Annotated in this window: 27 protein-coding genes; 15 read left to right on the forward strand and 12 right to left on the reverse strand. The window is 62.4% G+C overall.

Going from position 1 to position 23,838, the window contains the following annotated elements; translation table 11 throughout:
• Positions 1-138 precede the first annotated feature (138 nt).
• Positions 139-834, forward strand: coding sequence for a DUF1013 domain-containing protein (locus tag AC1DUY_RS23155; RefSeq protein WP_089267677.1), 696 nt, complete (start codon positions 139-141; stop codon positions 832-834).
• Positions 835-935: 101 nt separating this feature from the next.
• On the opposite strand, the gene AC1DUY_RS23160 is transcribed toward AC1DUY_RS23155, so the two are convergent.
• Positions 936-1,526 carry an SMI1/KNR4 family protein gene (locus tag AC1DUY_RS23160; RefSeq protein WP_478117406.1) on the reverse strand — a complete coding sequence of 197 codons (591 nt, stop codon included), beginning with the start codon at positions 1,524-1,526 and terminating at the stop codon, positions 936-938.
• A 166-nt stretch (positions 1,527-1,692) separates the two neighbouring features.
• Here AC1DUY_RS23160 and AC1DUY_RS23165 point away from each other — a divergent pair, with 166 nt between their 5' ends.
• Entirely contained in the window at positions 1,693-2,022 is a 330-nt protein-coding gene (locus AC1DUY_RS23165; protein WP_093757451.1) for a potassium channel family protein, read from the forward strand.
• 11 nt (positions 2,023-2,033) lie between these two features.
• Here AC1DUY_RS23165 and AC1DUY_RS23170 read toward each other — a convergent pair whose 3' ends face one another.
• The 7 genes from AC1DUY_RS23170 to AC1DUY_RS23200 form a co-directional block, all read right to left on the reverse strand.
• The gene (locus AC1DUY_RS23170; protein WP_011665834.1) at positions 2,034-2,252 is read right to left on the reverse strand and encodes an alkylphosphonate utilization protein; all 219 of its coding nucleotides are present in this window, start codon (positions 2,250-2,252) and stop codon (positions 2,034-2,036) included.
• Between the two features lie 144 nt (positions 2,253-2,396).
• Complete coding sequence (locus AC1DUY_RS23175; protein WP_478117408.1) at positions 2,397-3,089, reverse strand: OmpW/AlkL family protein; 693 nt, start codon at positions 3,087-3,089, stop codon at positions 2,397-2,399.
• A gap of 180 nt (positions 3,090-3,269) precedes the next feature.
• A complete protein-coding gene (locus AC1DUY_RS23180) occupies positions 3,270-3,536 on the reverse strand; it encodes a hypothetical protein (RefSeq protein ID WP_478117410.1) in 267 nt (88 codons plus the stop codon).
• Positions 3,537-3,684: 148 nt separating this feature from the next.
• Complete coding sequence (locus AC1DUY_RS23185; RefSeq protein WP_478117412.1) at positions 3,685-5,595, reverse strand: propionyl-CoA synthetase; 1,911 nt, start codon at positions 5,593-5,595, stop codon at positions 3,685-3,687.
• 66 nt (positions 5,596-5,661) lie between these two features.
• Entirely contained in the window at positions 5,662-6,195 is a 534-nt protein-coding gene (locus AC1DUY_RS23190) for a tetratricopeptide repeat protein (protein WP_478117414.1), read from the reverse strand.
• Positions 6,196-6,198: 3 nt separating this feature from the next.
• On the reverse strand, positions 6,199-7,146 hold the full coding sequence (locus tag AC1DUY_RS23195) for a tetratricopeptide repeat protein (protein ID WP_478117416.1): 948 nt from the start codon (positions 7,144-7,146) through the stop codon (positions 6,199-6,201).
• 83 nt (positions 7,147-7,229) lie between these two features.
• Positions 7,230-8,171: a TAXI family TRAP transporter solute-binding subunit gene (locus AC1DUY_RS23200; RefSeq protein WP_478117418.1), complete on the reverse strand. Its 942-nt coding sequence runs from the start codon at positions 8,169-8,171 to the stop codon at positions 7,230-7,232.
• 206 nt (positions 8,172-8,377) lie between these two features.
• Between AC1DUY_RS23200 and AC1DUY_RS23205 the strand changes: the two genes are divergently transcribed.
• From AC1DUY_RS23205 to AC1DUY_RS23215, 3 genes are all read left to right on the forward strand, one after another.
• Complete coding sequence (locus AC1DUY_RS23205; protein ID WP_089267687.1) at positions 8,378-10,393, forward strand: TRAP transporter permease; 2,016 nt, start codon at positions 8,378-8,380, stop codon at positions 10,391-10,393.
• An 87-nt stretch (positions 10,394-10,480) separates the two neighbouring features.
• Positions 10,481-11,452 (forward strand): TAXI family TRAP transporter solute-binding subunit, encoded by a 972-nt coding sequence (locus AC1DUY_RS23210; protein ID WP_309942516.1) that lies wholly within the window; start codon positions 10,481-10,483, stop codon positions 11,450-11,452.
• Between the two features lie 40 nt (positions 11,453-11,492).
• Complete coding sequence (locus AC1DUY_RS23215) at positions 11,493-12,464, forward strand: TAXI family TRAP transporter solute-binding subunit (RefSeq protein WP_068729346.1); 972 nt, start codon at positions 11,493-11,495, stop codon at positions 12,462-12,464.
• Positions 12,465-12,554: 90 nt separating this feature from the next.
• Here AC1DUY_RS23215 and AC1DUY_RS23220 read toward each other — a convergent pair whose 3' ends face one another.
• Positions 12,555-12,818 carry a HigA family addiction module antitoxin gene (locus tag AC1DUY_RS23220; protein WP_478117422.1) on the reverse strand — a complete coding sequence of 88 codons (264 nt, stop codon included), beginning with the start codon at positions 12,816-12,818 and terminating at the stop codon, positions 12,555-12,557.
• A gap of 47 nt (positions 12,819-12,865) precedes the next feature.
• On the reverse strand, positions 12,866-13,276 hold the full coding sequence (locus AC1DUY_RS23225) for a hypothetical protein (RefSeq protein ID WP_478117424.1): 411 nt from the start codon (positions 13,274-13,276) through the stop codon (positions 12,866-12,868).
• A 110-nt stretch (positions 13,277-13,386) separates the two neighbouring features.
• Between AC1DUY_RS23225 and AC1DUY_RS23230 the strand changes: the two genes are divergently transcribed.
• Both AC1DUY_RS23230 and AC1DUY_RS23235 read left to right on the forward strand, forming a co-directional pair.
• Positions 13,387-14,637, forward strand: a complete 1,251-nt coding sequence (locus tag AC1DUY_RS23230; protein ID WP_478117426.1) for an MFS transporter — start codon at positions 13,387-13,389, stop codon at positions 14,635-14,637.
• A 280-nt stretch (positions 14,638-14,917) separates the two neighbouring features.
• The gene (locus AC1DUY_RS23235) at positions 14,918-15,919 is read left to right on the forward strand and encodes a Bug family tripartite tricarboxylate transporter substrate binding protein (RefSeq protein ID WP_309942508.1); all 1,002 of its coding nucleotides are present in this window, start codon (positions 14,918-14,920) and stop codon (positions 15,917-15,919) included.
• 995 nt (positions 15,920-16,914) lie between these two features.
• On the opposite strand, the gene AC1DUY_RS23240 is transcribed toward AC1DUY_RS23235, so the two are convergent.
• Positions 16,915-17,391 carry a hypothetical protein gene (locus AC1DUY_RS23240; RefSeq protein WP_089267692.1) on the reverse strand — a complete coding sequence of 159 codons (477 nt, stop codon included), beginning with the start codon at positions 17,389-17,391 and terminating at the stop codon, positions 16,915-16,917.
• A gap of 200 nt (positions 17,392-17,591) precedes the next feature.
• Here AC1DUY_RS23240 and AC1DUY_RS23245 point away from each other — a divergent pair, with 200 nt between their 5' ends.
• The 4 genes from AC1DUY_RS23245 to AC1DUY_RS23260 all read left to right on the forward strand — a co-directional run bounded on the left by AC1DUY_RS23245 (position 17,592) and on the right by AC1DUY_RS23260 (position 20,195).
• Positions 17,592-17,894, forward strand: a complete 303-nt coding sequence (locus AC1DUY_RS23245) for a hypothetical protein (RefSeq protein WP_478117428.1) — start codon at positions 17,592-17,594, stop codon at positions 17,892-17,894.
• Positions 17,895-18,042: 148 nt separating this feature from the next.
• Positions 18,043-19,290, forward strand: coding sequence for a bifunctional glutamate N-acetyltransferase/amino-acid acetyltransferase ArgJ (gene argJ / locus AC1DUY_RS23250; protein WP_478117430.1), 1,248 nt, complete (start codon positions 18,043-18,045; stop codon positions 19,288-19,290).
• On the forward strand, positions 19,287-19,781 hold the full coding sequence (locus tag AC1DUY_RS23255; RefSeq protein ID WP_478117432.1) for a hypothetical protein: 495 nt from the start codon (positions 19,287-19,289) through the stop codon (positions 19,779-19,781). Before argJ ends, AC1DUY_RS23255 begins: the two co-directional genes overlap by 4 nt.
• Positions 19,782-19,796: 15 nt before the next feature.
• Positions 19,797-20,195, forward strand: coding sequence for a (deoxy)nucleoside triphosphate pyrophosphohydrolase (locus tag AC1DUY_RS23260; RefSeq protein WP_374725597.1), 399 nt, complete (start codon positions 19,797-19,799; stop codon positions 20,193-20,195).
• Here AC1DUY_RS23260 and AC1DUY_RS23265 read toward each other — a convergent pair.
• Complete coding sequence (locus AC1DUY_RS23265) at positions 20,192-21,040, reverse strand: methyltransferase domain-containing protein (RefSeq protein ID WP_478117434.1); 849 nt, start codon at positions 21,038-21,040, stop codon at positions 20,192-20,194. The two genes, AC1DUY_RS23260 and AC1DUY_RS23265, sit on opposite strands and share 4 nt — an antisense overlap.
• A 77-nt stretch (positions 21,041-21,117) precedes the next feature.
• Here AC1DUY_RS23265 and AC1DUY_RS23270 point away from each other — a divergent pair, with 77 nt between their 5' ends.
• Genes AC1DUY_RS23270 through AC1DUY_RS23285 form a run of 4 tightly spaced genes read left to right on the forward strand, consistent with a single transcriptional unit; the run spans position 21,118 to position 23,585 of the window.
• Positions 21,118-21,927 (forward strand): ComF family protein, encoded by an 810-nt coding sequence (locus AC1DUY_RS23270; RefSeq protein WP_478117436.1) that lies wholly within the window; start codon positions 21,118-21,120, stop codon positions 21,925-21,927.
• A gap of 31 nt (positions 21,928-21,958) precedes the next feature.
• On the forward strand, positions 21,959-22,234 hold the full coding sequence (gene grxC / locus AC1DUY_RS23275; protein ID WP_439083942.1) for a glutaredoxin 3: 276 nt from the start codon (positions 21,959-21,961) through the stop codon (positions 22,232-22,234).
• Positions 22,231-23,130, forward strand: coding sequence for a carbon-nitrogen hydrolase family protein (locus AC1DUY_RS23280; RefSeq protein ID WP_120287340.1), 900 nt, complete (start codon positions 22,231-22,233; stop codon positions 23,128-23,130). Before grxC ends, AC1DUY_RS23280 begins: the two co-directional genes overlap by 4 nt.
• Entirely contained in the window at positions 23,127-23,585 is a 459-nt protein-coding gene (locus AC1DUY_RS23285; RefSeq protein WP_439074488.1) for a DUF1178 family protein, read from the forward strand. The genes AC1DUY_RS23280 and AC1DUY_RS23285 overlap by 4 nt, the downstream gene beginning before the upstream one ends.
• Positions 23,586-23,838 lie beyond the last annotated feature (253 nt).

A 23,838-nucleotide genomic window follows, 5' to 3' on the forward strand; every position in this document is an offset into this window, starting at 1 on the left:
GGCGCTGTCAAGGCCGAACTGCCGGGCATTGCGCGGTTGCCCTCTGACAGATTATATAGAGCCTTAATTCCCGTCATCACCGATGACCAGACGGCTTCGCCTCCGAAAGAGGTGGGCGAAGCGCAAAGGAGATGTGCCATGAGCAATGCCCCGCTGATGCCAAAGGCGACGGCCGTGTGGCTGGTCGACAATACGGCGCTGACCTTCGATCAGGTCGCCGATTTCACCAAGATGCACCCGCTCGAGATCCGCGCCATTGCCGACGGCGACGCCGCCCAGGGCATCAAGGGCATGGACCCGATTTCCAACGGGCAGCTGACCCGCGACGAGATCGAAAAGGGCGAGAAGGACAAGAATTATCGGCTCAAGCTCGAAGAGAGCAAGGTGATCCTGCCGCCGGCCGCCAAGAAGAAGGGCCCGCGCTACACCCCGGTGTCGCGCCGTCATGAGCGCCCGAGCGCGATCCTGTGGCTGGTGCGTAACCATGCCGAGCTGAAAGACAGCCAGATCATGCGGCTGGTCGGCACCACCAAGACCACCATCGCCTCGATCCGCGACCGCACCCACTGGAACGCCTCAACTCTCACCCCGATGGATCCGGTGACCCTCGGCCTGTGCTCGCAGATCGAACTCGATTTCGAAGTGCAGCGCGCAGCCAAGGAAAAGCCGACCGACCAGGCTTACGGCGGCGCGACCCTGCTGCCCGCGTCGGAAACCACCCGCAAGGATGAGCTGGAGACCGCCGAGAGCGGCAGCGGCGACCTCAATGTCGACGCCGTGTTCGCCAAGCTGAAGGGCATCGGCGGCAGCAAGAAGCAGGACGACGACGAATAAGCGCCTGCACTGCGCACAGATGCGCGGTGGCAACGGCAGAAACGAAAACGCGGCGGTTCATCCCGCCGCGTTTTTTTTGTTTCAGGTGATGCGCCGCCCGCTTACGCCAGCGGGCGACGGATGCTGACATTGATTCTGCCGTCATCGTCATATGCCACCAGCTTGCCGATGAAATTCGAGAACGACGTGGCGACTTCGATGAAGCAGCCCTGTCTGTCGATCATGTAAGCGAGGACGTCGTCGGCATTCTCCAGGTTCACTCCTGCATCAGCCAGTTCGCTGATGTCCGGGATCACCTCGTGATCGACGAAGTAGATCTTACCCTTTGCCTTGCCCTTGAATATCTCGACGACCGGATCACCGCCGTGACTTTCCGCCACCGGATAGCAGAACGCACGAAACGCTTGGTCCCAGAGATCGGCTTTGGCCAGGAATACCCCTATGTCGTTATATTCGAAGCCGGTATCGAGGCCGTGCAGATAGCGAATTGAATCGAATGTCTCGACGCCATCAGCCAGCGGGCTGGCTGTGTCGAGATCGAAATAGAAGCCGTTATTCGCTTTCAGAAACGTCGTATAATCGGATGAGAATTCGATACCCTGCTCGGCGGCAAAAGCTGCAATCGCCTTCTCCGTCACCGGCTTGAATGTCATCGCATCGGGATAGTCTTCGAACCTGAACTCGTTCGCCATCATGTACTCCGCTTATGCGTAAAGGATCCCGCCTGAGCGGTGCCTCCCTTGGTGCTGCAGAGGTAAGGCAAGGTTCATGGTCGCGCCCGACGCATAATCTTCACTTTCCAAACGCCATCGAATCCTGCGACATCGCGCATGGACGGCAACGCATGGAGTGGCGACGATGGCATCTCTCTGGCTTGGTCTGATGCGCTTGCTGGCCGGCTTCCGCCGCGGTCTGCGCGATCCGGAATTTCGCGCGATCCTGTTTCTGCTGGCCATCGCCATGACCGGCGGCGCCGTGTTCTTTCACGCCGTGGAAGGCTGGCCGTGGATCGACGCCGCCTATTTCAGCGCGATGGCGCTCACCACCGTCGGCGACGCCACGCTGTCGCCAACCACCGCCATCGCCAAGATCTTCACAATGCTGTTCTCGATCTGCGGCATCGGACTGATGCTGGCATTCCTGTCGCGGCTATCGACGTTCCGAGAGCATGAGGAAGGCCGGGAGTGATATCGTAGCCGTCACGCCTTCTTCAGAAATTCCGTGCGCAGCACCAGGCCTTTCACCTTGTCGGTGCGGCCTTCGATCTCGTCTTCATTATCGGTGAGATGGATGTTCTTGATCACGGTGCCGCGCTTGAGCACGGTGGACGAGCCTTTCAGCTTGAGGTCCTTGATCAGCGTGACGGTATCGCCTTCGGCGAGCAGCGCGCCGTTCGAATCCCTGACCTTGATATCCATGATGTTGTCCTGATGGTGCGGTGGTGTGGAGCGGGGCACCCAACAGGATGGGAGCGCCGAAAGCAACAGTGGCACGGCAAAATCGCAAAAAAGAAGGGCCGACTGACATCGGCCCTTCCGTCACACAGTGAGAGATCGAAAGGATCAGAACTTGTAGGTGATGCCGGTGCCGACCAGCCACGGATCGAGCTTGACCTGGCCGGTGATCGCCGCGCCGCTGGCCAGCGTGCCTTCCCAATCCGGGCGCATCCACATCTTCTTCACGTCGACGTTCCAACCCCAATGCTTGTCGATCATGTAGTCGAAGCCGAACTGCAGCACCGGCGCCGCGGTGTCTTTCAGACGGCTGCTGGTTACGCCCACACCGCTCACACTCTGGCTGAAGAACCAGGTGTAATTCACACCGGCGCCGATATAGGGCTTGAAGGCGCCGAACTGCGTGAAGTGATACTGGAAGGTCAGCGTCGGCGGCAGCAGCCACGCCTTGCCGACATCGAGGCCGGCGATGGCGCCGTCGCCGGTGACGTGGTGCTTGGTGACGCCAAGGATCAGTTCGGCTGCGAGGTTCGGCGTGAAGAAATATGAGATGTCGAGTTCGGGAACAACCTGATCGGAGGTCTTCAGGCTGGAGCCCGGCACCTGGTGAACCGTACCGCCATTCTCCGGAATGACGCCGAGCACACGCAGGCGGATCATCCAGGGATTCCACGCCTCGACCAACGGCGCCTTGGTGTACGGCGTCGCGGCCGGAAGATCGGCGGCCCCTGCCGTTGTCGCCATGCTGGTCATCGCCGTTGCCGCCATCAGCAACGACCCGGTCGTCAGAATTCTCTTCATCGCGAAGTGCCCTGTCTTTCGATTCGTTCGGGGTGAACGATCTCACCCGATCAAATCCGAAAGACGCTCGCTGCGGCGCTCACACGTTGATCTCAATCAAAAGCAAACGACCGCACAGCGTCTCGCTGCGCGGTCGTTGCCTTTGGGAGACACAATTTTGCGGAATATCAATCGCCGGTGTTACGGCCGGTTCGGATTGTTCAGCATGTATTCGCCGAGATTGCGCTGCGCGCGGTCGGCACGATTGATGGCATTGCTGCGCTGAACGTCGCGGTCCTTGCGGCAGGCCGCATATTCCGGCGAACCGACAGCGACACCATTAGCGCGGCAGATCGCGTCATCGTCATCGCCGAGGCTCGACATCGGAATATCGGTGCGGCGCGCGCAGGCGCTGAGCAGCATTGCTGTCAGCGTCAGCGCGATGAGAGAGGTCGAGGTCAGTCGCATGCATGGTTCCGTTACTTGATCTTCTCTGTCATTGCCGGGCTTGACCCGGCAATCCAGCTTTGCCGTTGAAAGGAAGATGGATGCCCGGGTCAAGCCTGGGCATGACGTGAGAGTGTTTAGCGCGAAATGCGGGATTTGTAAGGTCTGCTCAGACCCTGCCCTTCAGCGCCGCGCCGATTTCGTCCAGCGACTTCGGATCCTCGATGGTCGCGGGCATGGTCCAGCTGTCACCGTCCGCGATCTTCTTGATGGTACCGCGCAGGATTTTGCCCGAACGCGTCTTCGGCAGCCGGCCGACGGCGATGGCGAGCTTGAACGCCGCGACCGGCCCAAGTTTCTCGCGCACCAGCGCGACCACTTCCTTCTCGATGTCAGCAACCGGCCGCTCAACGCCGGCCTTCAGCACCAGGAAGCCACAGGGCACCTCGCCCTTGATCGTATCCTTGATCCCCAGCACGGCGCATTCGGCAACATCGGGATGCGATGCCAGAATCTCTTCCATGCCGCCAGTAGAGAGGCGATGGCCGGCGACATTGATGATGTCGTCGGTGCGGCCCATCACATAGACGTAGCCGTCGTCATCAACGTAGCCGGCATCGGAAGTTTTGTAGTAGCCGGGGAATTCGTTGAAATAGGCTTCCTTGCAGCGCTCGTCCTGCTCCCACAATGTCGGCAGACAGGCCGGCGGCATCGGCAGCTTGATGACGATGGAGCCCATGGTGCCCGAGGGCAGCGGCTTCGATGCCTCGTCGACGACCTCGATCTTGTAGCCGGGCATCGGCACCGTCGGCGAGCCGTGCTTCACCGGCAACTGGCCAAGGCCCACCGGATTGCCGGCGATGCACCAGCCGGTCTCGGTCTGCCACCAGTGATCGATCACCGGCACCTTCAGCTGCTTCTCGGCCCAGTCCACCGTCGGCGGATCGGCGCGCTCGCCGGCGAGAAACAGCGTGCGGAAATGCGAGAGATCGTATTTGCGGATGAAACTGCCGTCCGGATCGTCCTTGCGGATGGCGCGGAAGGCGGTCGGCGCCGTGAAGAAAGCAACGGCCCTGTGTTCGGAGATGACGCGCCAGAACGCGCCGGCATCCGGCGTGCCGACCGGCTTGCCTTCATACATGATCGAGGTCGCGCCATGGAACAGCGGCGCATAGACGATGTAGCTATGGCCGACCACCCAGCCGATGTCGGAGCCGCACCACCAGACCTCGCCCGGCTTCACGCCGTAGAGATTCCACATCGACCATGCCAGCGCGACGGCGTGACCGCCATTGTCGCGCACCACACCCTTCGGTTTGCCGGTCGTGCCGGACGTATAGAGGATATAGAGCGGATCCGTCGCCAGCACCGGCACGCAATCCGCGGACTTCTTCGCTGCCATCGCCTTGCTGCGCAATTCGGCCCAGTCATGATCGCGGCCGGCCACCAGGTCGCAGCCATGCTGGGGCCGCTGCAGGATGATGCAGCCATCGGGCTTCGCGCTAGCGAGCGCGATTGCTTCATCCAGCAGCGGCTTGTATTGCACGATGCGGCCGGGCTCGATGCCGCAACTCGCGGAGAGGATCAGCTTCGGCCTCGCATCGTCGATGCGTGTCGCGAGCTCCTTCGCCGCGAAGCCACCGAACACCACCGAATGCACCGCGCCGATGCGCGCGCAAGCCAGCATGGCGACCACAGCCTCAGGCACCATCGGCATATAGAGAATGACGCGATCGACCTTGCCGACGCCAAGGTCCTGCAGGATGGCGCCGAGCACCTGCACCTCATGCAGCAGCTGTGCATAGGTGAATTTCCGGACTTCACCCGTCAGTGGCGAGTCGTGGATCAGCGCGAGCTGATCGGCGCGGCCACCGGCGACATGGCGATCCAGCGCGTTGTAGCAGGTGTTGAGCACGCCGCCGACAAACCAGCGGCCGTAAAGACCCACGAACGGATCGAACACCTTCTTCGCTGGCGCAATCCAGTCGATCGCCTTCGCCGCCTCGCCCCAGAAGCCTTCCGGATCGGACAGCGACTGCGCGTGGACGTCGTGATAGCGGCTGGATGCGTTGGTTGTCATGGCGTCTCTCCCGCCCCGGCTTTACCGCCGGGGTTCATTATTGCGTCATTGTCACGGGATGACAGGCTATTTCAAGGGTGCCTTTGGTTGTGGCTTGACCGACATCTCCACGCCGATCCGCTCGATCTCCTGCGCCAGCGCCTTGTAATTGGCACGCGCCACCTCGAATTGCGGATCGAGCTTGATCGCGGCGCCAAAATCGCGGACTGCGCGCGGCCGATCGCCCTTCTTGCGCCAGAGTTCGCCGCGCGCATTGAACAGAACAGCCTGCGTCGGATCGAGTCGCAGCGCCGCATCGTAATCGGCGATGGCACGATCGGTCTCATCCTTGCGGGTGTAGACGCCGGCGCGCGCAATCAACGCTTTCAGCCGGTCGGGCCGCTCGGTCTTGGCGTTGTCTATCAATGTGCTGCAAACCGCGAGAATCTTCTCGTCATCGCCTGAGGCGACAGCCGCAACGCACAGCGCGGGATCGACGGGCGCAGTGGCTGCCGGCTCGTTGACCGCTGGCCATGCCCTGTCGGGAGCCACGCAACATAATACGAGCAGGACGCCGATGACGCGCGGCACGCTGCCAACATATGAATTGCGAAAAGTCATTGTCTATCGGGTGCTCGCATCGGCGGATGGATGCAATCCGATCGCCGGCTTGCGCGCCGCCACCCGATATTTCTCGAGCTGCTTGCGATGTCGCAACGCGTTATCCAGCGTTGAATCGATCTGAACGGCTGCGTCGAAATCGGCCAGAGCGCGCGCAGGGTCGCCCTTGTCGCGCCAGGCGACGCCGCGATTGTTATAGGCCATCGCCAGCTCCGGCTGAAGCTGCAGCGCCGTCGTGTAGTCGGTGATAGCGCGATCATATGCGCCGCTGAGGCTGAAGGAGTTTCCGCGATTCACGAAGTAGCTGGCCTTCGGCTCCAGCCGGATCGCCGCGTCGAAATCCGCAATCGCGCGGCCATAGGCATTGTTGCGCGCATAGGACTGACCGCGCGCATCGTAATGTTCCGCGGTCGGCTCCAGGCGAATGATGTCGCTCTGGTCGTCGATGACCAGATCGAAGCGTTTGACCTTGGCATAGGCGGCGGCGCGATCGATGAGACCTTGCACCCGCGTCGGATCGAGGCGAACCGCCTCGTTATAATCGCGAACCGCCAGCCGGTTCTCGTGCATCGATGCGAAGGTCGCGGCGCGGCTCGCAAATAATTGGGCCTCGTTCGGCCGCAGCCTGATCGCGCGGTCGAAATCGTCGAGCGCACGGTCGAACTTCTTGCCGGCCGCAAGCGCCTTGCCGCGGGCTTCGAGCGCTGCAGCCGAGAGGGGATCGAGCTGAACCGCCAGATCGCCATCCGTAATGGCGAGGTCGACCTGTTCCAGCCTGAGTTGCAGCCCGGCACGCACGATCAAGGCATGAACGCGGTCCGGCAGTGCCGCCGTCGAGCCGATGACCAGGCCGCAGATGCCGAGCATTTGCTCGGGCGGCAAGGCGTCATCATTCGCGCAGGTGGCAGCGGCCTCAGCCGCGCCCTGCGCCCGGACGGCCGCATGGGGCAACGATGCTGCCGCGAGAGCGGCGCACAGAACCAACGTCCGAAACGAATGACCCATGAAAGCCCCAGCAAGCCAGCCGGACCACTCTACCTGATCAGGCCCCGCTCCCGATAGTAGCGCAACGCGCCGGGATGCAGCGGCACGGGACTTTTGCTCACGGCGCTGGCCAACCTGATCTCGTGGCCGGCGCGGTGCGCGATGGCGAGCTCGTCGAGGCCGCCGAACAGGCGCTTCGTCATCTGATAGACGAGTTCATCCGGCACGGCATTGCTCGTCACCAGATAGTTCATCACCGATGCCGTCGGCACGGATTTGTCCTGACTGACATAGGTCCGGGCTGGAATCCGGTCCGGCTTGAACGGCACGCCGATCTTTCTGACCAACGCGGGCGGCACCGGCACGACGACGATATCCGCGGCTTCGCTGAGTTCCTTGATCGATGTCACGCCGAGACCCGCAGACTGCAGCGTCGCATCGAGCTTTTTCTCGATCATCATCGTGGTGGATTCGGCAAAGGAGACATACCTGATCTCGCCGAGATTCTCGTAGCGCAGCCCCGCAGCGCCGAGAATGGCGCGCGCATTCAGCTCGGTGCCCGATCTCCGCTCGCCGACCGACAGGCTCCGGCCCTTGAGATCGCTCAGCGTCCTGATGCCGCTCTCTTTGGTGGCAACAATCTGGATGTAATTCGGATAGAGCGCGCCGATCACCCGCAATCGGTCCTGCTTGCCGTCGAAGCCCGCCGTGGCGTTGCCGGCCCAGGCGTCCTTCAGCGCATCGCCAAGCGCAAAGGCGACCTGCCCGGTGCCTTGCTGCAGCCGCGAGAGGTTCTCAACCGAACCATCGGTTGTCTGCACCTGAACTTTCGCGCCGGGAATATCCGCATAGATCATCGCGATCGAGACGCCGAGCGGAAAATAGATCCCGGATGTATTGCCGGTCAGCAGCGTGATCGACGGCTCGGCGCGTGCCGCTGCGCTGCACATGACGACCACACCCGTCATGGCGGCTATCAGACGCTTCCTCATACTCATTTTATTCCTGTCATTCAGGCCGCGAAAGTGAACCGCAGCCCTCATGCGGTCAACGGCGTCGCAATAGCGAACGCCGTTGCCGCGACGAAAGTTTCACCCGTAAGCCCTTGCGCCAGCCGGGTAAAACGGCATGAATGCGCCGCACTCAGAATAATAAGGCCGGCAAAGCCGGCTGCGGGAAATATCCCGGGGGATGAAACATGGCTGACCAGAAATCAAACGCGAGCGATGACACCGTTGCCGTCTCCGACGAGGCATTGGCGAAGGCTGAAGCCTTCATCGAAGCCGATGAAGGCGCAACAAATCGCCTGCTGGGCTGGGCCGGAACGATCTCCACCGGCATCGCCGTCGTCATGAGCCTGTTTCATCTCTATGCCGCCTACGCGATCGTGCCGACGCAGGAGCTGCGTTACGTCCACGTCGCCTTCACGCTGATCCTGAGCTTCCTGCTATTCCCCGTCGCTGCGCGCTTCCGCAATCGCGTGCGCTGGTGGGATATCGTGCCGGGCATCGTCGCCATCGGCACCATTGCCTATGCGCTGTGGGGCGGCGACGATTTCACCGACCGCGCCACACTGCCGGATCATATGGACGTTATCGTCGGCATCGTCTTCATCGTGCTGCTGCTGGAAGCGACGCGCCGTACCACGGGCCTGATCATGCCGGTCGTGTCCGTGTTCTTCATCGCCTATGCGATGCTCGGCCCGCATCTGCCGGCGCCATGGACCCATCGCGGCTATGATCTGCCGCGTCTCGTCGGCCATCTCTTCATCACGCTGGAGGGCATCTTCGGCGTCGCAGTCGACGTGTCGGCCACGCTGATCATCCTGTTCACGATCTATGGCGCGTTCCTGTCGATGTCCGGCGCCGGCAAATTCTTCATCGATTTCTCGCTATCCTTGATGGGAAACAAGTCGAACGCCGCTGGCCGCACCGTGGTGCTGTCCTCGTTCCTGCTTGGCGGCCCCTCGGGCTCGGGCGTCGCCACCACGGTGATGATCGGCACCGTGGCCGCCCCGATGCTAGCCAAGGCCGGTTTCGAGAAGAACGCTGCCGGCGGCCTACTGGCTGCAGGCGGTCTCGGCGCGATCCTGTCGCCGCCGGTGCTCGGCGCTGCCGCGTTCCTGATCGCGGAATTCCTCAAGATCAGCTATCTCGACGTGATCTGGATGGCGACCATCCCGACCTGTCTCTACTACCTGTCGCTGCTGATCATGGTGGAGATCGACGCCAAGCGGTTCGGCGCCCACAATGTCAATGTCAGGCCTGAACTCAGCCTCGGCGTGATGATGAAGCGTTACGGGTTCCACTTCATTTCTCTGCTCGCCGTCGTCGTCTTCATGATCATCGGCTACTCGCCGTCACTGTCGGTGTTCTACGCCACGCTCGTCACCTTCGTGCTCAGTTTCCTGCGCAAGGACACTGCGCTGGTGCCGAAGAAGCTGGTGAAGGCACTGGCCGACGGCTCGATCGGCGCGCTCAATGCCGCCACCACCTGCGCCTGCGCCGGCATCGTGGTCGGCGTCGTCACGCTCACCGGCCTCGGCCTCAAGTTTTCGTCGATCGTGATTTCCTATGCGGGCGGCAGCCTGCTGCTGACGGCGATCTATACAGCGCTGATCGTCTGGATCATCGGCCTCGCGGTGCCGGTGACCGCCTCCTACATCATCTGCGCGGTGATCGCGGCACCGGCGCTGATCAAGCTCGGCGTGCCCGATTACGCTGCACACATGTTCATCTTCTATTACGCTGTGCTCTCGGAAGTCTCCCCGCCGACCGCGCTGTCGCCCTTTGCGGCGGCGGCGATTACCGGCGGCGATCCCTACAAGACCACGCTGCAATCGTGGAAATACACGCTGCCGGCCTTCCTGGTGCCATTCGTCTTCGTCTGCGACCCGCAGGGCGTCGGCCTGCTGCTGAACATTCCGAAGGGCGGCTCGTGGGTGGACATCGTCGAGATCACCTTCAAGACCACGCTGGGACTGCTGGCACTCGCCGCCGTCGCGCAGAACTGGGCACTGCGACAAAATACACCGATCGAGCGCGGCCTGCTTCTGCTATCGGGATTGCTGCTGGTGTTCCCGAGCCTGATCGAGGCGATCATCGAATCGATCATCGGTCGCGACATCAGCTACACATTCGTGCCTGGCCTCATCATCGGCCTCGGCGTGCTGCTCTGGCAGGCAAGAACGAGGACGCAACCGGCGCCGGCATGACCAACGACAGAAACGAATAACGTCAAGTTATCGCATGACAGCGGACGCCGCAGATAAGCGGCGCCGCCGACTTCAGGGAGTGACGCAATGAGATGGACAGCTTTCAGACACAGGGCGTTCAGCCTTGCACTGCTCGGCATCGCCTGCGCGGCGACCGGCGCTTCTGCGGAAGACAAGACCATCGCCATTGCGACCGGCGGGACAGGCGGCATCTTCTATCCGCTCGGCGGCGGTCTCGCGAACCTGTTGTCGAAGAAACTGCCGCATACCCAGGCCACCGGCGAAGTCACCGGCGGCAGCGTCGACAACATCAAGCTCCTGGAGACCGGCCAGGCCGATCTCGGTTTCATGACCGGCGACGTCGCGTCCGATGCCGTGAAGGGGGAGAACAAATTCAAGAAGCCCGTTCCGCTGCGCACCATCGTCGCCGTCTATTCCAGCCCGGTCCATGTCGTGACCATCGCCGGCACCGGCATCGAGAAATTCGCCGATCTGAAAGGCAAGCGCATTTCCGGCGGCGCGCCGGGCAGCGCCACCGAGGCGCAGACCTTCCGCCTGCTCGAAGCCGCAGGCCTCGACAAGGACAAGGACGTCAAGCGCGAACGTCTGTCGGTGGCGGAATCCGCGTCCGCGCTCAAGGATCGCAAGATCGATGCCTTCTTCTGGGGCGGCGGTGTGCCGACGGCCGCGGTGGTCGATCTCGCGGCTACGCCGGGCGTCACCATCAAGCTGATCGATATCGACTACCTGTTAGAGCCGATCGTGAAGAAATACGGCCAGATCTTCGCGCCCAGCGTGATCAAGGCCGGCAGCTATCCGGGCCAGACCACCGACAGCCGTGGCTTCGCCGCCTGGAACCAGATCATGGCCACCGACAAGATGTCGGACGAGACGGCCTATGCGATCACGAAGACGATCTTCGAGAACAAGGCCGATCTCGTCGCCGTCCATAAGGAGGCCGAGAACATCAATCTCGCCACGCAGACACCCGCGCAGTCGCCGGCGCCCTATCACCCCGGCACGCTGAAATATCTCAAGGAAGTCGGCGCGGTGAAATAGTCACCGCGACATCACAGGAAAACTGGAGGAGAGGACAACCATGTTCAAGCGTTTCAGAAAGACATCGATTGCCGTGGCGCTGGTCGCCACGGCAGGCCTTGCAGGCGCGGCCATCGCGCAGCAGAAGACCATGGCGATCGGCACCGGCGGCACCGGCGGCGTGTATTATCCGCTCGGCGGCGCTATCGCCAACGTGCTGTCGAAGGCGCTGCCGAACACGCAGGCCACAGCGGAAGTCACCGGCGGGTCGGTCGATAACCTCAAGCTGATCGCCTCGGGCCAGAGCGAGCTCGGCTTCAGCATGGCCGACGCCGCGCTCGACGCGCTAAACGGCCAGGACAAGTTCAAGAGCGGCAAGGTCCCGCTGCAGACCCTGCTCGTGGTCTATCCGAACCGCATGCATATCGTGACCATTGAGGGCGCCGGCATCGAGAAGATGTCGGATCTCAAGGGCAAGCGCGTCTCCACAGGCTCGCCGGGCGGTGCCACCGAAGTGATGGCGTTCCGCGTCATCGAGGCCGCCGGTCTCGACAAGGACAAGGACATGAAGCGCGAGCGTCTCGGCGTCGCTGAGTCCGTCAACGCCATCAAGGACCGCAAGATCGATGCCTTCTTCTGGGTCGGCGGCGTCCCCACCGCCGCCGTCACCGATCTCGCCGCCACGCCCGGCATGAAGATCAAGTTCGTCGACCACGCCGACCTCGCTGCCAAGATGAACGAGAAATACGGCAAGCTGTATTCGCCCTCGACCATCAGCAAGAGCATCTATCCCGGCATGGACAAGGACAATGCCAATACCGAAGTCTGGAACATCATCGTCACCGGCAACAAGATGAGCGACGACGACGCCTACAACATCGTCAAGACGCTGGTGGAGAAGAAGGCCGACATCGTCGCCGTGCACAAGGAGGCCGAGAGCTTCTCGCTCGACAACCAGGTGCAGGAGCGCTCCCCGGTGCCGTTCCATCCGGGCGCGCTGAAATACTTCAAGGAAAAGGGCATCGGGAAGTAAGACCAGCCCGCCACAAGACCCGACTTAAGGCCGCGCACTCAGGTGTCGCGGCCTTCTTCATGATGTCACAGGTTTAGTCCGCGCTGTGCACTAAGCTGCCTCGGAAGGCCTCTGCCGCGCCACGGCGAGGTCATAGCTCGATTGCAGGTTCATCCAGAACTCACCGGGCATGCCCAGGCGCTTCTCAAGCAACACCGCGGTTTCGGCCGTCATGGCGCGCTTGCCATTGATGATCCCTGTGATGCGGTTTGGCGGCACGCCCAGATCGCGCGCGAGCGCACGTGCCGAGAGATCGTTGGGGAGCATGAATTCCTTGAGCAACATCTCTCCCGGCGCAGTCGGAAGACGGCGCATCTGAACCTTTCTGCGTCGGATGCTCATCAAACTTCCCAATTGGGTGCTTAGCCTAACGTAACCCACCTGCCTGCCAGCGCGGCATCGATAATGTCTCGAATATAAACTTCCCGCGCGAGGTCATCCCGCGGAATCGTCCCGAACCTCCATTTATACGCAACACGCCTGGCGGCGCGCCAAATAATCATCGGAACCTCCCACGGCCAGACTCCCTCGCTGCCGAACCGGGCGCCAAAATCAATGCCGGACATGTCTATGGGAAAAGTTTTTAATATCTCCAAGAAAACAATATCGGCGTCGTCCCCTGTGATGCCGAGGTCGAATATCAACCCTGTGTCCGGGTCAATCGCATCCTCCGAATGCCCCGACAAGCGACCCACGATTTTAATAATGCGGCGCTGGACGTCATCCCGCTGGAGCTGCGTGAAGGTGTCATTGTCAGAAGGCGCGATAGTCACAGCAGGTCCCTCAACGATTGGTGCTCCCACCATTAGCAAAATATACCGCGGAACCGGCGCGCCTTCGCGCCGTTGCCTGCCGGGGCACTGCCGTGCCGTGAGGGCCGCGCGTGCACGACGACGCCAACAGGATCAAGCATCCGCTCGACGCGCTGAACTTCTTTCTTGCCGATGTCCGCGACGGGCTCGGGCCCTATCTCGCGATCTATCTCCTCACGGTCCAGAAATGGGATGAAGCCTCCATCGGCATCGTGATGTCGGTCGCCGCCCTCGCTGGTATCGTCGCGCAGACCCCTGCCGGCGCCCTGATCGACAAGACCGCGGCCAAGCGCGCCATCGTCATTCTTGCCGCCGTCATCGTCACACTCGGCTCGATCGTGCTGCCGCTGTATCCGGGCTTCGTCTTCGTCGCCATGACACAGGCACTGACCGGTGTCGCCGCAGCCGTCTTCGCACCGGCACTGGCGGCGATCACACTCGGCATTGTCGGCCCCAAAGCCTTTGCCCGCCGGATCGGCCGCAACGAGGCGTTCAACCATGCCGGCAATGCGACGGCGGCGACATTGGCCGGCATCTTCGCCTATGCCTTCGGGCCGATCGTCGTGTTCTGGCTGATGGCCGCGATGGCTGTGGCGAGCATCCTCGCGACGCTGGCGATCCCCGCTAATGCCATCGATCATCAAATGGCCCGCGGTCTCGGCGATCTCGACGACACGCACGATCACGATGCCGCCGACCGGCCATCCGGCTTTCAGGTGCTGCTGACCTGCAAGCCGCTCCTGATATTTGCCGCCGCCACCGTGCTGTTTCATTTCTCCAATGCGGCGATGCTGCCGCTGGTCGGCCAGAAACTCGCACTGGTGAACAGCGAGCTTAGCACCACGTTGATGTCGGTCTGCATCGTCGCGGCACAAGTGGTGATGGTGCCGGTCGCCATGCTGGTCGGCCGCAAGGCCGATGTCTGGGGCCGCAAACCGATCTTCGCCTGCGCGCTCGCTGTGCTGGCGCTGCGCGGCGCGCTGTATCCGCTCTCCGATAATCCCTATTGGCTGGTCGGCGTGCAGACCCTCGACGGCATCGGCGCCGGAATCTTCGGCGCGATCTTTCCGCTGGTGGTCGCAGACCTCACTTATGGCACCGGCCACTTCAATATCAGCCAGGGCGCAATCGCCACCGCCGCGGGATTGGGCGGCGCGCTCAGCACGGCCATTGCCGGCGTGATCGTCGTGAAGGCCGGCTACAGCGCGGCATTTCTGACGCTGGCCGCTTTGGCGGGGATCGGCCTCATCCTGTTCATTGTCGCCATGCCGGAGACGCGACCTTCCGACGCACGTCATCAGCCGTTAGTACCGAATGCTTAAGGATGGTATTGCATTGCGGTAGCAACTCGCAGTGCAGCATAGTACCATTCACCCAGTACGTTTCCATGCATGTTGTCCATGGAAACGCCTGATCGGGAGAAGCTGGAAAGACCTGCCGGTTGCGCAGATGAGTCGCAGGAGCGGACCGTCTTCGGGTTCGTTGTACCAGCCGTGCCGGTTCCCACTTGATCCCGGCCTCCCGTCAATGTCTTAAACACCCTCAATCAGATCGCGCGTCGCAGCCGCGCGGCCTGTCCGACATGCAAAAGGACTCTTCGAGATGTCATCATCGATCCGCTTCCCGTCCCGCCGCTCCGTGATCCTCGGCGGCGCGGCTGCCCTCGGCACCCTGCCGATCCTGTCGCGCCGCGCCAGCGCCGCAGAGTGGCCCACCAAGCCGGTGAAGTTCATCGTTCCGTTCGCGGCCGGCGGCACCACCGACATTCTGGCGCGCGTCGTCGCGCAGAAGATGTCCGAAGAGATGGGCCAGCAGTTCATCGTCGAGAACAAGGCCGGCGCCGGCGGCAACATCGCCGCTGACTTCGTCGCCAAGGCCGAAGGCGACGGCTACACCTTCCTGGTCGGCACGCCCGGCACCCACGCGATCAACAAGTTCGTGTTCAAGAACATGACCTATGATCCGGTGAAGGATCTGGCCTCGGTGATCGTGATCGCCAAGGTGCCGAACCTGTTCTCGGTGACCAACTCGCTGCCGGCCAAGAGCGTCAAGGAATTCATCGAACTCGCCAAGGCCAAGCCGGATGAATATTTCTACGGCACGCCGGGTCTCGGTTCGACCGCGCATCTGTCGACCGAACTGTTCAAGTCGATGACCGGCGTGAAGCTGACCCACGTGCCCTACAAGGGCAGCGCCCCCGCGCTCACCGACCTGATCGGCGGCCGCGTCCATGTGATGATCGACAACCTGCCGGCGGCGCAGCCTTTCGCGGAGAGCAACCAGATCCGTGCACTCGCCGTCTCCACCAGCAAGCGTTGGGAGCCGATGAAGGACATTCCGACCATCGCGGAATCCGGCGTCGACGGCTACGACGCCGCCTCCTGGTTCACCATCGCAGCCCCGGCGAAGACGCCGAAGGAGATCATCGCCAAGCTCAATGCCTCGACCGACAAGTTCATCAAGTCGACCGACGGCACTGCCCGCCTGATCAAGCTCGGCGCCGATCCGACCGGCGGTTCGCCGGCCGATATGGATGCCTATGTGCAGTCCGAAATCGAGAAGTGGGGCAAGGTCGCCCAGTTCGCCGGCATCAAGCCGGAGTAAGGGCAGCGCAGGGTTGGCAGGGCGTTAGACGCGCCTGCCTGTCTTGCTCTCTTCTTCAGCTCAACACATCAAGGGCACGCGCTGAAGCGCGTGCCCTTTTTGTCTTTTTGGGTGGTTGGCGCCTGCTTCACATTCGTCATTCCGGGGCAGGACGGACCGCGTAGCGGGCCGGACTGAGCCCGGAATCTCGAAGTGTTTGGCGCTGAACAGGTCGAGATTCCGGGTTCGCGTCCGGCAAGTGCCGCCCGCGCCCCGGAATGACAGCTTGGGGTGGCAAGGCAGGCGCCTAAACATTTTTTCCTATCCTCCGTTGACAGCATCCCCATCAGGTTTATATTCCCCTTCGTCCTGCCCCACCGAGAGGGGCGATCGCGATCGTCACGTTCGCGGGGTGGGATGCGGTGGACGCCGGAGATGCGGCGTCACGCGGTTCATGGGGGAACGTCTGTCTTCGGGCAGGACGGATCTGCGCCAGCACTGCCACTGGCAAGGAGACGGCCGGCCTTCAGATGGACAGACCCTTGGACAGTGTGACGGACGACCAAATCGAAACGTGTCCGGCTTACTCGCTTGAGGCTCCCTTCCCATCGCCTTGGGACTTTAATTCGCGATCGGAGCGTTCGTCGAGACAAAGTGCAAGCAACCGAAAAAACACCGCAGGCGGAACGCTGGGCAATCGCTCGTGCTTCCGAAAGTCCTGATGCATTACCCCATGCGGAAGACCGCATTCGCATCAGGCCCAAGGGTGCAACGGGCACCCGGCGTTCCGCACGCCCTCTCACAGGGGGCAGGGAATGCAGCAGCCGACGGCGCCCCCGCGCCGCAAACAATGGGGGCGATGACGCATGTCTGAAGAGCAGTGATTGTTTGACAGTTGAATCAGCAACGGCGCGACGTAGAAGTCTTGGCGACAAACGAAGGCGTGGATGGCCGGAACAAGTCCGGCCATGACGATCCATAATGAGCGCGCAGGTTCGCCCCGTCCTGAAATTCGCCTACTCGAACTTCATGTCGATGCAGCGCGACACGTCCGAGCCGAGGCCCGAGGGAATCGTGACACAGCCACGAATTTTCTGCTGGGTGTTGTCGCTGACCCACATGGCAAAACCACCATTGCCGAAGAACGAATTGGTGTTCGGCGGCTCGGTTTCCGTGGCATCGAAGGAATAGCTGGAGTCGGTGTCGAACACGCGCGGCTTCTTCACGCAGGCACCATCGCTCTGGACGTTGATGACTTCCTTGGCATCACGCGTCATCGATAGCGACACCGAGCAACGGAAATATTCCGAGGTCTTCGCATTGAACAGATAGGCATAAGAGCGGCAGGTCGCTGTACTCAGCTTGCCTGCGGCAAGCCCACGCCCGCAGGAGATACGCTGGTTGTTGCTGAGCTTGAAATCATCCGCCGCAGCAAGACCGGGCGCCAATACCACCGCGCCAACAACCAAAAGACTTTTCACGATCGCTCGCATTGTCGAATCATCCCCATCGCCGCATTCATCGTGGACCGGCTTAGCCCGAAAGCGAAAGATAGTCGCCAGACCGCGCTTGCGAAATAACAAACTCTGTCGCGACCGCATGTCGTATTGACGGGCTGTCACCGTTCGTGATTTGTTCAAGACAACCGCGCAGCCGCGATGTACTTTCAAAAACACGTTTCGGAGAATTTGGGATGACCGCTCGAGCCTTTACGATGCTGTGCGCCGCCGCACTGATGACATCGGCCCTTGCCGGCCCTGCTCTGGCTCAGGCGCCGACGCCCTGGGTGCTCTCGCCCGACATGGGCTATGGCTACGACGCGTCAGGCAAGACCTTCGCGTACAAGATGGGCACCAACAATGCCAAATTCCTGCTGAAGGGCGCCAAGAAAGTGCCGAAGAACACACTCTTCTTTATCGGCGAGAACGGCCAGCTCTATATGCGCAGCGGTCCGTTCCTCGAAAATGATGGGAAGTTCAAGTTCGGCCCGGGCTAGTCCCGGTTTCGGACAGGATCATGCGCAACCGGACGGGTGCCGCATGACGGAGACATGACATTGCTCCCTTCGCCATGAAGCCCTCTCCCACCACGGTGGCAGAGGTGATACAGAGCGCTTCATCTTTTTACGAAAGCTGAAAGCACTCATGGCCAAGTCGCTGCCCGTCTCCCCCCTCGCCCCGACCGCTGTTCCCGAACTGCCCGCGATTGCAGGCGTGCGCCTCGCCACGGCCGCTGCCGGCATCCGCTATACCGGCCGCACCGATGTGCTGCTCGCGGTGATGGACAAGGGCACGACGGCCGCCGGCGTCTTCACCACGTCGAAGTGTCCGTCCGCTCCGGTGGAATGGTGCCGCGCCGTGCTGAAGGGCGGCAAGGCGCAGGCGCTCGTGGTCAATTCCGGCAATGCCAATGCCTTCACCGGCAAGACCGGCAAGGCATCGACCAAGCTGACCGGCGACATCGCGTCCAAGGCCGTCGGCTGCAAGCCGAACGAGATCTTCCTCGCCTCGACCGGCGTGATCGGCGAGCCGCTCGACGCCACCAAGTTCGACGGCGTTCTCGCCACGCTGGCCGATAGCGCGACGCCCGAGGGCTGGATGGACGCCGCCAAGGCGATCATGACCACCGACACCTTCCCGAAGGTCGCGACGGCCACCGTGAAACTCGGCAAGGCCAAAGTCACCATCAACGGCATCGCCAAGGGCTCGGGCATGATCGCACCGGACATGGCGACCATGCTGTCCTTCGTCTTCACCGACGCGCCGATCAGCGCGCCGGCCTTGCAGGCGCTGCTCAAGGCGGGCGTCGATGACACGTTCAATGCCGTGACGGTCGATGGCGACACTTCGACCTCCGACACCCTGATGATGTTCGCCACCGGTGCCGCCGCGGCCCAGGGCGCACCGAAGATCACCAAGGCCAGCGACGTCAGGCTAAAGCCATTCGTGAAGGCGCTGCAGACGCTGCTCGCCGACCTCGCCGAACAGGTCGCCTGTGACGGCGAAGGCGCCCGCAAGCTGATCGAGATCATCGTTGAAGGCGCAACCACCAAGGCCTCGGCCCGCAAGATCGCCATGTCGATCGCCAATTCGCCGCTGGTGAAGACTGCCGTTGCCGGTGAAGACGCCAATTGGGGACGCGTGGTGATGGCCGTCGGCAAGGCCGGCCAGCCGGCCAATCGCGACAAGCTGTCGATCTCGTTCAACGGCATCCGCGTCGCCAAGTCCGGCGCGCGCGACCCGTCCTATAACGAGGCCGAGGTCTCGAAGACGATGAAAGAGCAGAAAATCCAGATCAAGGTGGCGCTCGGCCTCGGCAAAGCGCGCGACCGCGTGCTGACCTGCGACCTCACCAAGGAATATATCGCGATCAACGGCGATTATCGGTCGTGAAGAGGATCGCCGCGGGCATCGGTCTGGCGGCGATCGTCTTTTCGACGGAGGCCTTGGCCAAGGACCTGCCGGTCGGGCGCATGCGGCGCGCGACCGAGAGCAACAAGGAAGTCGGCATCGGCATTGGCGCACGCTGGAACAATGCCTGCAAGAGCGTCGGCATCCCGCGGGTTCAGCTCGACACCGCACCCGCTCATGGTTTCGTCTGCCTGCGCAGCGGCCTGGTCAAACCGAGCAATGTGTTGTTCGGTGGCGCCAAGCACTGCATGCCGTTGGAAATCGAAGGCGTGGAGGTCGTTTATCGATCCCGCCCGGGGTTCGACGGCACGGACACGCTCGGCTATACGCTGAGATTTCCGCGCGGTACGAAGCCGTTGATTGTCGATATCCGCATCAAGCCCGCTGCAGGCACTGCGCGCAAGGACAATGACCCGACGTTCACGCGCCAACCTCCGGGCGAGATTCCAAGCTGCGCAGCGCTAGTCTCTTGAAGTGAGATATATCCGATGAAAATGGTTCTCGTCGTCGCTTGCGCATTGATCGACCCCGACGGCCGCGTGCTGATTGCACAGCGGCCGGAAGGCAAAGCGCTGGCTGGCCTGTGGGAGTTTCCCGGCGGCAAGCTGGAGCCCGGCGAACGGCCGGAAGCCGCGCTGATCCGCGAGCTCGATGAAGAACTCGGGATCACCGTGAAGGAAGCCTGCCTCGCGCCGCTGACCTTCGCCAGCCATGCCTATGAGGACTTCCACCTGTTGATGCCGCTTTATATCTGCCGGCGCTGGGAAGGCCTCGCGATCTCCAGGGAAGGTCAGAACCTCGCCTGGGTACGCCCCAACAAGCTGCGCGACTATCCGATGCCGGCCGCGGATATCCCGCTGATCCCGCATCTGATCGATCTGCTCTAGGGCTTCAGCCCCTTCACCGCGTCGGCGAGACTTGCTTTCGCCGAGCCCGGCTTCAGCGGCTTCTGCTGGCTCTCATGCGGCGCCCAGCCGGAGAGCCAGATGATGTCGAAGGTCGCGCGGATGCGGCCGTCGGGGTCGGAGAAACGCTCGCTATAGATCTGCGCCATGCGCAGCAGCGTCGCGCGGCGGAGCGGCGCCCGGCGGCGCTCGACCAGCACATTGGTCGCGCCCATCCTGCGCAGATCCTGCATCAGACCGAAGGCGCTGTCGTAGCGCACCACGACGCGATCCACATCGGTCACCGGCAGCGCAAATCCCGCGCGCTGCAGCAGGGCGCCAACATCGCGCAGATCGGCCATTGGTGCGACGCGCGGCGAGATGCCGCCTTCGCGTTCGGCTTCCGCCGCGGCGAAGGACTGCCGCAGCTCGGTCAACGTGTCGCCGCCCAGCATTGCGGCCAGCAGCAGGCCGTCAGGCTTCAGCGCGCGGCGGATCTGCGCCATCACGCCGGGCAGATCGTTAACGAAGTGCAGCCCGAGCGCGGAGATGACGAGATCCAGCGACGCCGGCGCGAGATTGAGGCCATCGCTTTCGACATCGGGCACGTCGGCATGTGTGAGATGGCCGACACGCCCGGCCACAACATCGCGCAGGCGGTCGCCCGGCGTCGCGACGTCAGCGGCACTGTCGAACTGGCGCAGCACTGCCTGCAATCGCTCATCCATGTCGGCGATGACACGATCCAGCAGGAAATTCTCGGCGCCCAGCCGCGATGCACGCGCCTGCCGCGCCCGCAGCAGAGCGCGGTCGAACAGAATAGGTGCGGCATTGGAGGTCTGGGCCATGCGGCTTGGTACGCCGAAGACTGGGGATCTGGCAATCGCGCTTGAGATCAGCGCAGGAGGGCTCTAGCCTTCAACCCATGGACGCCGAGGCGACAGTGTCATGGTCCCTCCCCGCGCAATTGCGCGGCGCGCTGAAGCTTTGCCGGTCTGCATGGACGCAAACCGCCCGTCTTGCGCTCGACATCGCGCTGCCGACGCTCTGTGTCGCCTGCCGGGAACCCGTCGCCGGCGAAGGCGTCTGCGCGGCCTGCTGGGGCAAACTCTCTTTCATCGCGCCGCCGTTCTGCAGCCGGCTCGGCATCCCCTTCGTCTACGATCCCGGCCCGGGCATCCTGTCGATGCAGGCGATTGCCGATCCGCCGGCCTATCAGCGCGCCCGCGCAGCCGTGCGCTATGACGATGTCGCCCGCACGCTGGTGCACCAGTTGAAATATCATGACCGGACAGACCTCGCGCCAATCATGGGTCGCTGGATGGCGCGTGCGGGGAAGGAATTGCTAGCAGACGCCGATATTCTGGTGCCGGTGCCACTGCATTGGCGGCGCGGCTTCAGCCGGCGCTTCAACCAGTCCGGCGCGCTGGCGCGCGAAATCGGCCGGCAGAGCGGCGTGGCGATATCCCGCGACGCCTTGCGGCGAATACGCCCGACCGAACACCAGATCGGCCTGTCGCGCACCGAGCGCGCCAGCAATGTCCAGGGCGCCTTCAAGGTCCCGCCTGAACGCCGGGCTGAAATCCAGGGCCGCCGCGTCATTCTGGTCGACGACGTGCTGACCTCCGGTGCCACGACGGACGCCTGCGCACGGGCGCTGCTGCGCGCCAAGGCGGCCCAGGTCGACGTACTGGTCTTTGCGCGGGTTGTGGAGGCCCACAAGGTCCCCATATAATCAGACACTTCCCTGCGAACCGGAGCACCAGATGGCCGCCGCGATTGAAATCTACACCCGCCCCGGCTGCGGCTATTGCAGCGCCGCGATCTCGCTGCTCCAGCGCAAGAAAGCTTCATTTACCCATTTCGACACCGCGACCGATCCGAAGCTGCGCCAGGAAATGTTCGACCGCACCTATCCCGGCGCCACCTTCCCGCAGATCTTCATCGATGGCACCCTGATCGGCGGCTGTGACGATCTCTATGCATTGGACCGCGAAGGCAAATTTGACGCCATGATCGCAGGCGAGAAGGCCACCTCATGAGCCAGACATCTCCGACGTCCGAGCCCCAGACCTTCACCGCCGCCATGGTGCAGATGCGCACCGGCCTGCTGCCGGAGCCGAGCCTCGAACAGGGCCGGCATCTGATCCGCGAAGCCGCGCTCGCCGGCGCCGACTATGTGCTCACGCCGGAAGTGAGCAACATGATGCAGCTCAATCGCACGGCGCTGTTCGAACATCTGCGCCCGGAGGAAGACGACCTCTCGCTGAAGGCCTATCGCGCGCTCGCCGCGGAGCTGAAGATCTACGTGCATATCGGATCGCTGGCCGTGCTGGCCAACCCCGAACGCGCCGCCAATCGCTCGTTCCTGATCGGACCGGACGGCAATGTCCTGGCGAGCTACGACAAGATCCACATGTTCGACATCGACCTGCCGAACGGCGAGAGCTATCGCGAATCCGCGAATTATCAGCCGGGTGAAACCGCCGTCATCTCGGATCTCCCCTGGGGCCGCATCGGTCTGACCATCTGCTACGACGTCCGCTTCCCGGCGCTTTATCGCGCATTGGCCGAAAGCGGCGCGTCTTTCCTCACCGTGCCCTCGGCATTCACCCAGAAGACCGGCGAGGCCCATTGGCACACGCTGCTGCGTGCCCGCGCCATCGAGACCGGCTGCTTCGTCTTTGCGGCCGCGCAGGGCGGCGTACATGAGAACAAGCGTGCGACCTATGGTCACTCGCTGATCATCGACCCATGGGGCGTGGTTCTGGCCGAAGCGACGGGCGTCGAGCCGGGCTTCATTCTGGCCAAGATCGATCCTGCGAAGGTGACGGAAGCGCGCAAGACCGTGCCGTCCCTGCAGCACGGCCGCCGTTTCAGCGTCAGCGATCCCAAATCGGGCCCAGACTATCTGCACCTTGTCCGGCAAGCGACATGATCCGTTACGACCTACGCTGCGAGAAGGGCCATGCTTTCGAAAGCTGGTTCCAGAGTTCCGGCGCCTATGAGTCCCAAGTGAAGCGCAAGCTGGTGAATTGCCCGAATTGCGGATCGGTGAAGGTCGAAAAGGCCATTATGGCCCCGCGTATCGTGGGCAAGAGCAAGAATCGCCCGGCACCCGCCCCTGACGCCGGTTCCGAGACCACAGCCCCGCTGATGATGGCGCCGCAGGAAGCCGAACTGCGCGCCAAGCTGAAAGAACTGCGCGATCACGTTACCAAAAACGCGGACAATGTCGGTGAAAGCTTCCCGACCGAAGCTCGCAAGATGCATTATGGCGACATCGAACATCGTCCGATCTACGGCGAAGCGACGCCGGATGAAGCACGGTCGCTGATCGATGAAGGTATTGAGGTGACTCCGCTGCCTGTCCTTCCCGGCGATCGGAACTGAGCGCAACCTCCGCTCACCAGCATTCTTGTGCGCGTTTCGACTCATCCAAACTGCGCCGTCGGTACATGATTCCGAAAGCTTCCCACATACGGCAACTTTGTGGCGTTCGAGTCACAGGCGTGCACAATCGCTTTGTTAGCCCTTGAGACATGGCAAAACTCGCCTAACTTATAAGCAAGTGCCTGAATATGAGTCGCGCGCTGCACTCAGATCGCATTGCGCGATTTCGGACCTGGATGTGTCCTGAAGGCTA

It is taken from the genome of Tardiphaga sp. P4_G1 (assembly GCF_056401215.1).

Bases quoted from the DNA above. Each gene is read 5' to 3' on its own strand.
- AC1DUY_RS23190 (WP_478117414.1), bottom strand. From the start codon at position 6,195: ATGACTTTTCGCAATTCATATGTTGGCAGCGTGCCGCGCGTCATCGGC.
- argJ (WP_478117430.1), top strand. From the start codon at position 18,043: ATGGCCAAGTCGCTGCCCGTCTCCCCCCTCGCCCCGACCGCTGTTCCC.
- AC1DUY_RS23210 (WP_309942516.1), top strand. From the start codon at position 10,481: ATGAGATGGACAGCTTTCAGACACAGGGCGTTCAGCCTTGCACTGCTC.
- AC1DUY_RS23285 (WP_439074488.1), top strand. From the start codon at position 23,127: ATGATCCGTTACGACCTACGCTGCGAGAAGGGCCATGCTTTCGAAAGC.
- AC1DUY_RS23240 (WP_089267692.1), bottom strand. From the start codon at position 17,391: ATGCGAGCGATCGTGAAAAGTCTTTTGGTTGTTGGCGCGGTGGTATTG.
- AC1DUY_RS23280 (WP_120287340.1), top strand. From the start codon at position 22,231: ATGAGCCAGACATCTCCGACGTCCGAGCCCCAGACCTTCACCGCCGCC.
- AC1DUY_RS23245 (WP_478117428.1), top strand. From the start codon at position 17,592: ATGACCGCTCGAGCCTTTACGATGCTGTGCGCCGCCGCACTGATGACA.
- AC1DUY_RS23205 (WP_089267687.1), top strand. From the start codon at position 8,378: ATGGCTGACCAGAAATCAAACGCGAGCGATGACACCGTTGCCGTCTCC.
- AC1DUY_RS23265 (WP_478117434.1), bottom strand. From the start codon at position 21,040: ATGGCCCAGACCTCCAATGCCGCACCTATTCTGTTCGACCGCGCTCTG.
- AC1DUY_RS23165 (WP_093757451.1), top strand. From the start codon at position 1,693: ATGGCATCTCTCTGGCTTGGTCTGATGCGCTTGCTGGCCGGCTTCCGC.
- AC1DUY_RS23260 (WP_374725597.1), top strand. From the start codon at position 19,797: ATGAAAATGGTTCTCGTCGTCGCTTGCGCATTGATCGACCCCGACGGC.
- AC1DUY_RS23175 (WP_478117408.1), bottom strand. From the start codon at position 3,089: ATGAAGAGAATTCTGACGACCGGGTCGTTGCTGATGGCGGCAACGGCG.
- AC1DUY_RS23220 (WP_478117422.1), bottom strand. From the start codon at position 12,818: ATGCGCCGTCTTCCGACTGCGCCGGGAGAGATGTTGCTCAAGGAATTC.
- AC1DUY_RS23235 (WP_309942508.1), top strand. From the start codon at position 14,918: ATGTCATCATCGATCCGCTTCCCGTCCCGCCGCTCCGTGATCCTCGGC.
- AC1DUY_RS23160 (WP_478117406.1), bottom strand. From the start codon at position 1,526: ATGGCGAACGAGTTCAGGTTCGAAGACTATCCCGATGCGATGACATTC.
- AC1DUY_RS23215 (WP_068729346.1), top strand. From the start codon at position 11,493: ATGTTCAAGCGTTTCAGAAAGACATCGATTGCCGTGGCGCTGGTCGCC.
- AC1DUY_RS23170 (WP_011665834.1), bottom strand. From the start codon at position 2,252: ATGGATATCAAGGTCAGGGATTCGAACGGCGCGCTGCTCGCCGAAGGC.
- AC1DUY_RS23200 (WP_478117418.1), bottom strand. From the start codon at position 8,171: ATGAGGAAGCGTCTGATAGCCGCCATGACGGGTGTGGTCGTCATGTGC.
- AC1DUY_RS23180 (WP_478117410.1), bottom strand. From the start codon at position 3,536: ATGCGACTGACCTCGACCTCTCTCATCGCGCTGACGCTGACAGCAATG.
- AC1DUY_RS23155 (WP_089267677.1), top strand. From the start codon at position 139: ATGAGCAATGCCCCGCTGATGCCAAAGGCGACGGCCGTGTGGCTGGTC.
- grxC (WP_439083942.1), top strand. From the start codon at position 21,959: ATGGCCGCCGCGATTGAAATCTACACCCGCCCCGGCTGCGGCTATTGC.
- AC1DUY_RS23185 (WP_478117412.1), bottom strand. From the start codon at position 5,595: ATGACAACCAACGCATCCAGCCGCTATCACGACGTCCACGCGCAGTCG.
- AC1DUY_RS23270 (WP_478117436.1), top strand. From the start codon at position 21,118: ATGGACGCCGAGGCGACAGTGTCATGGTCCCTCCCCGCGCAATTGCGC.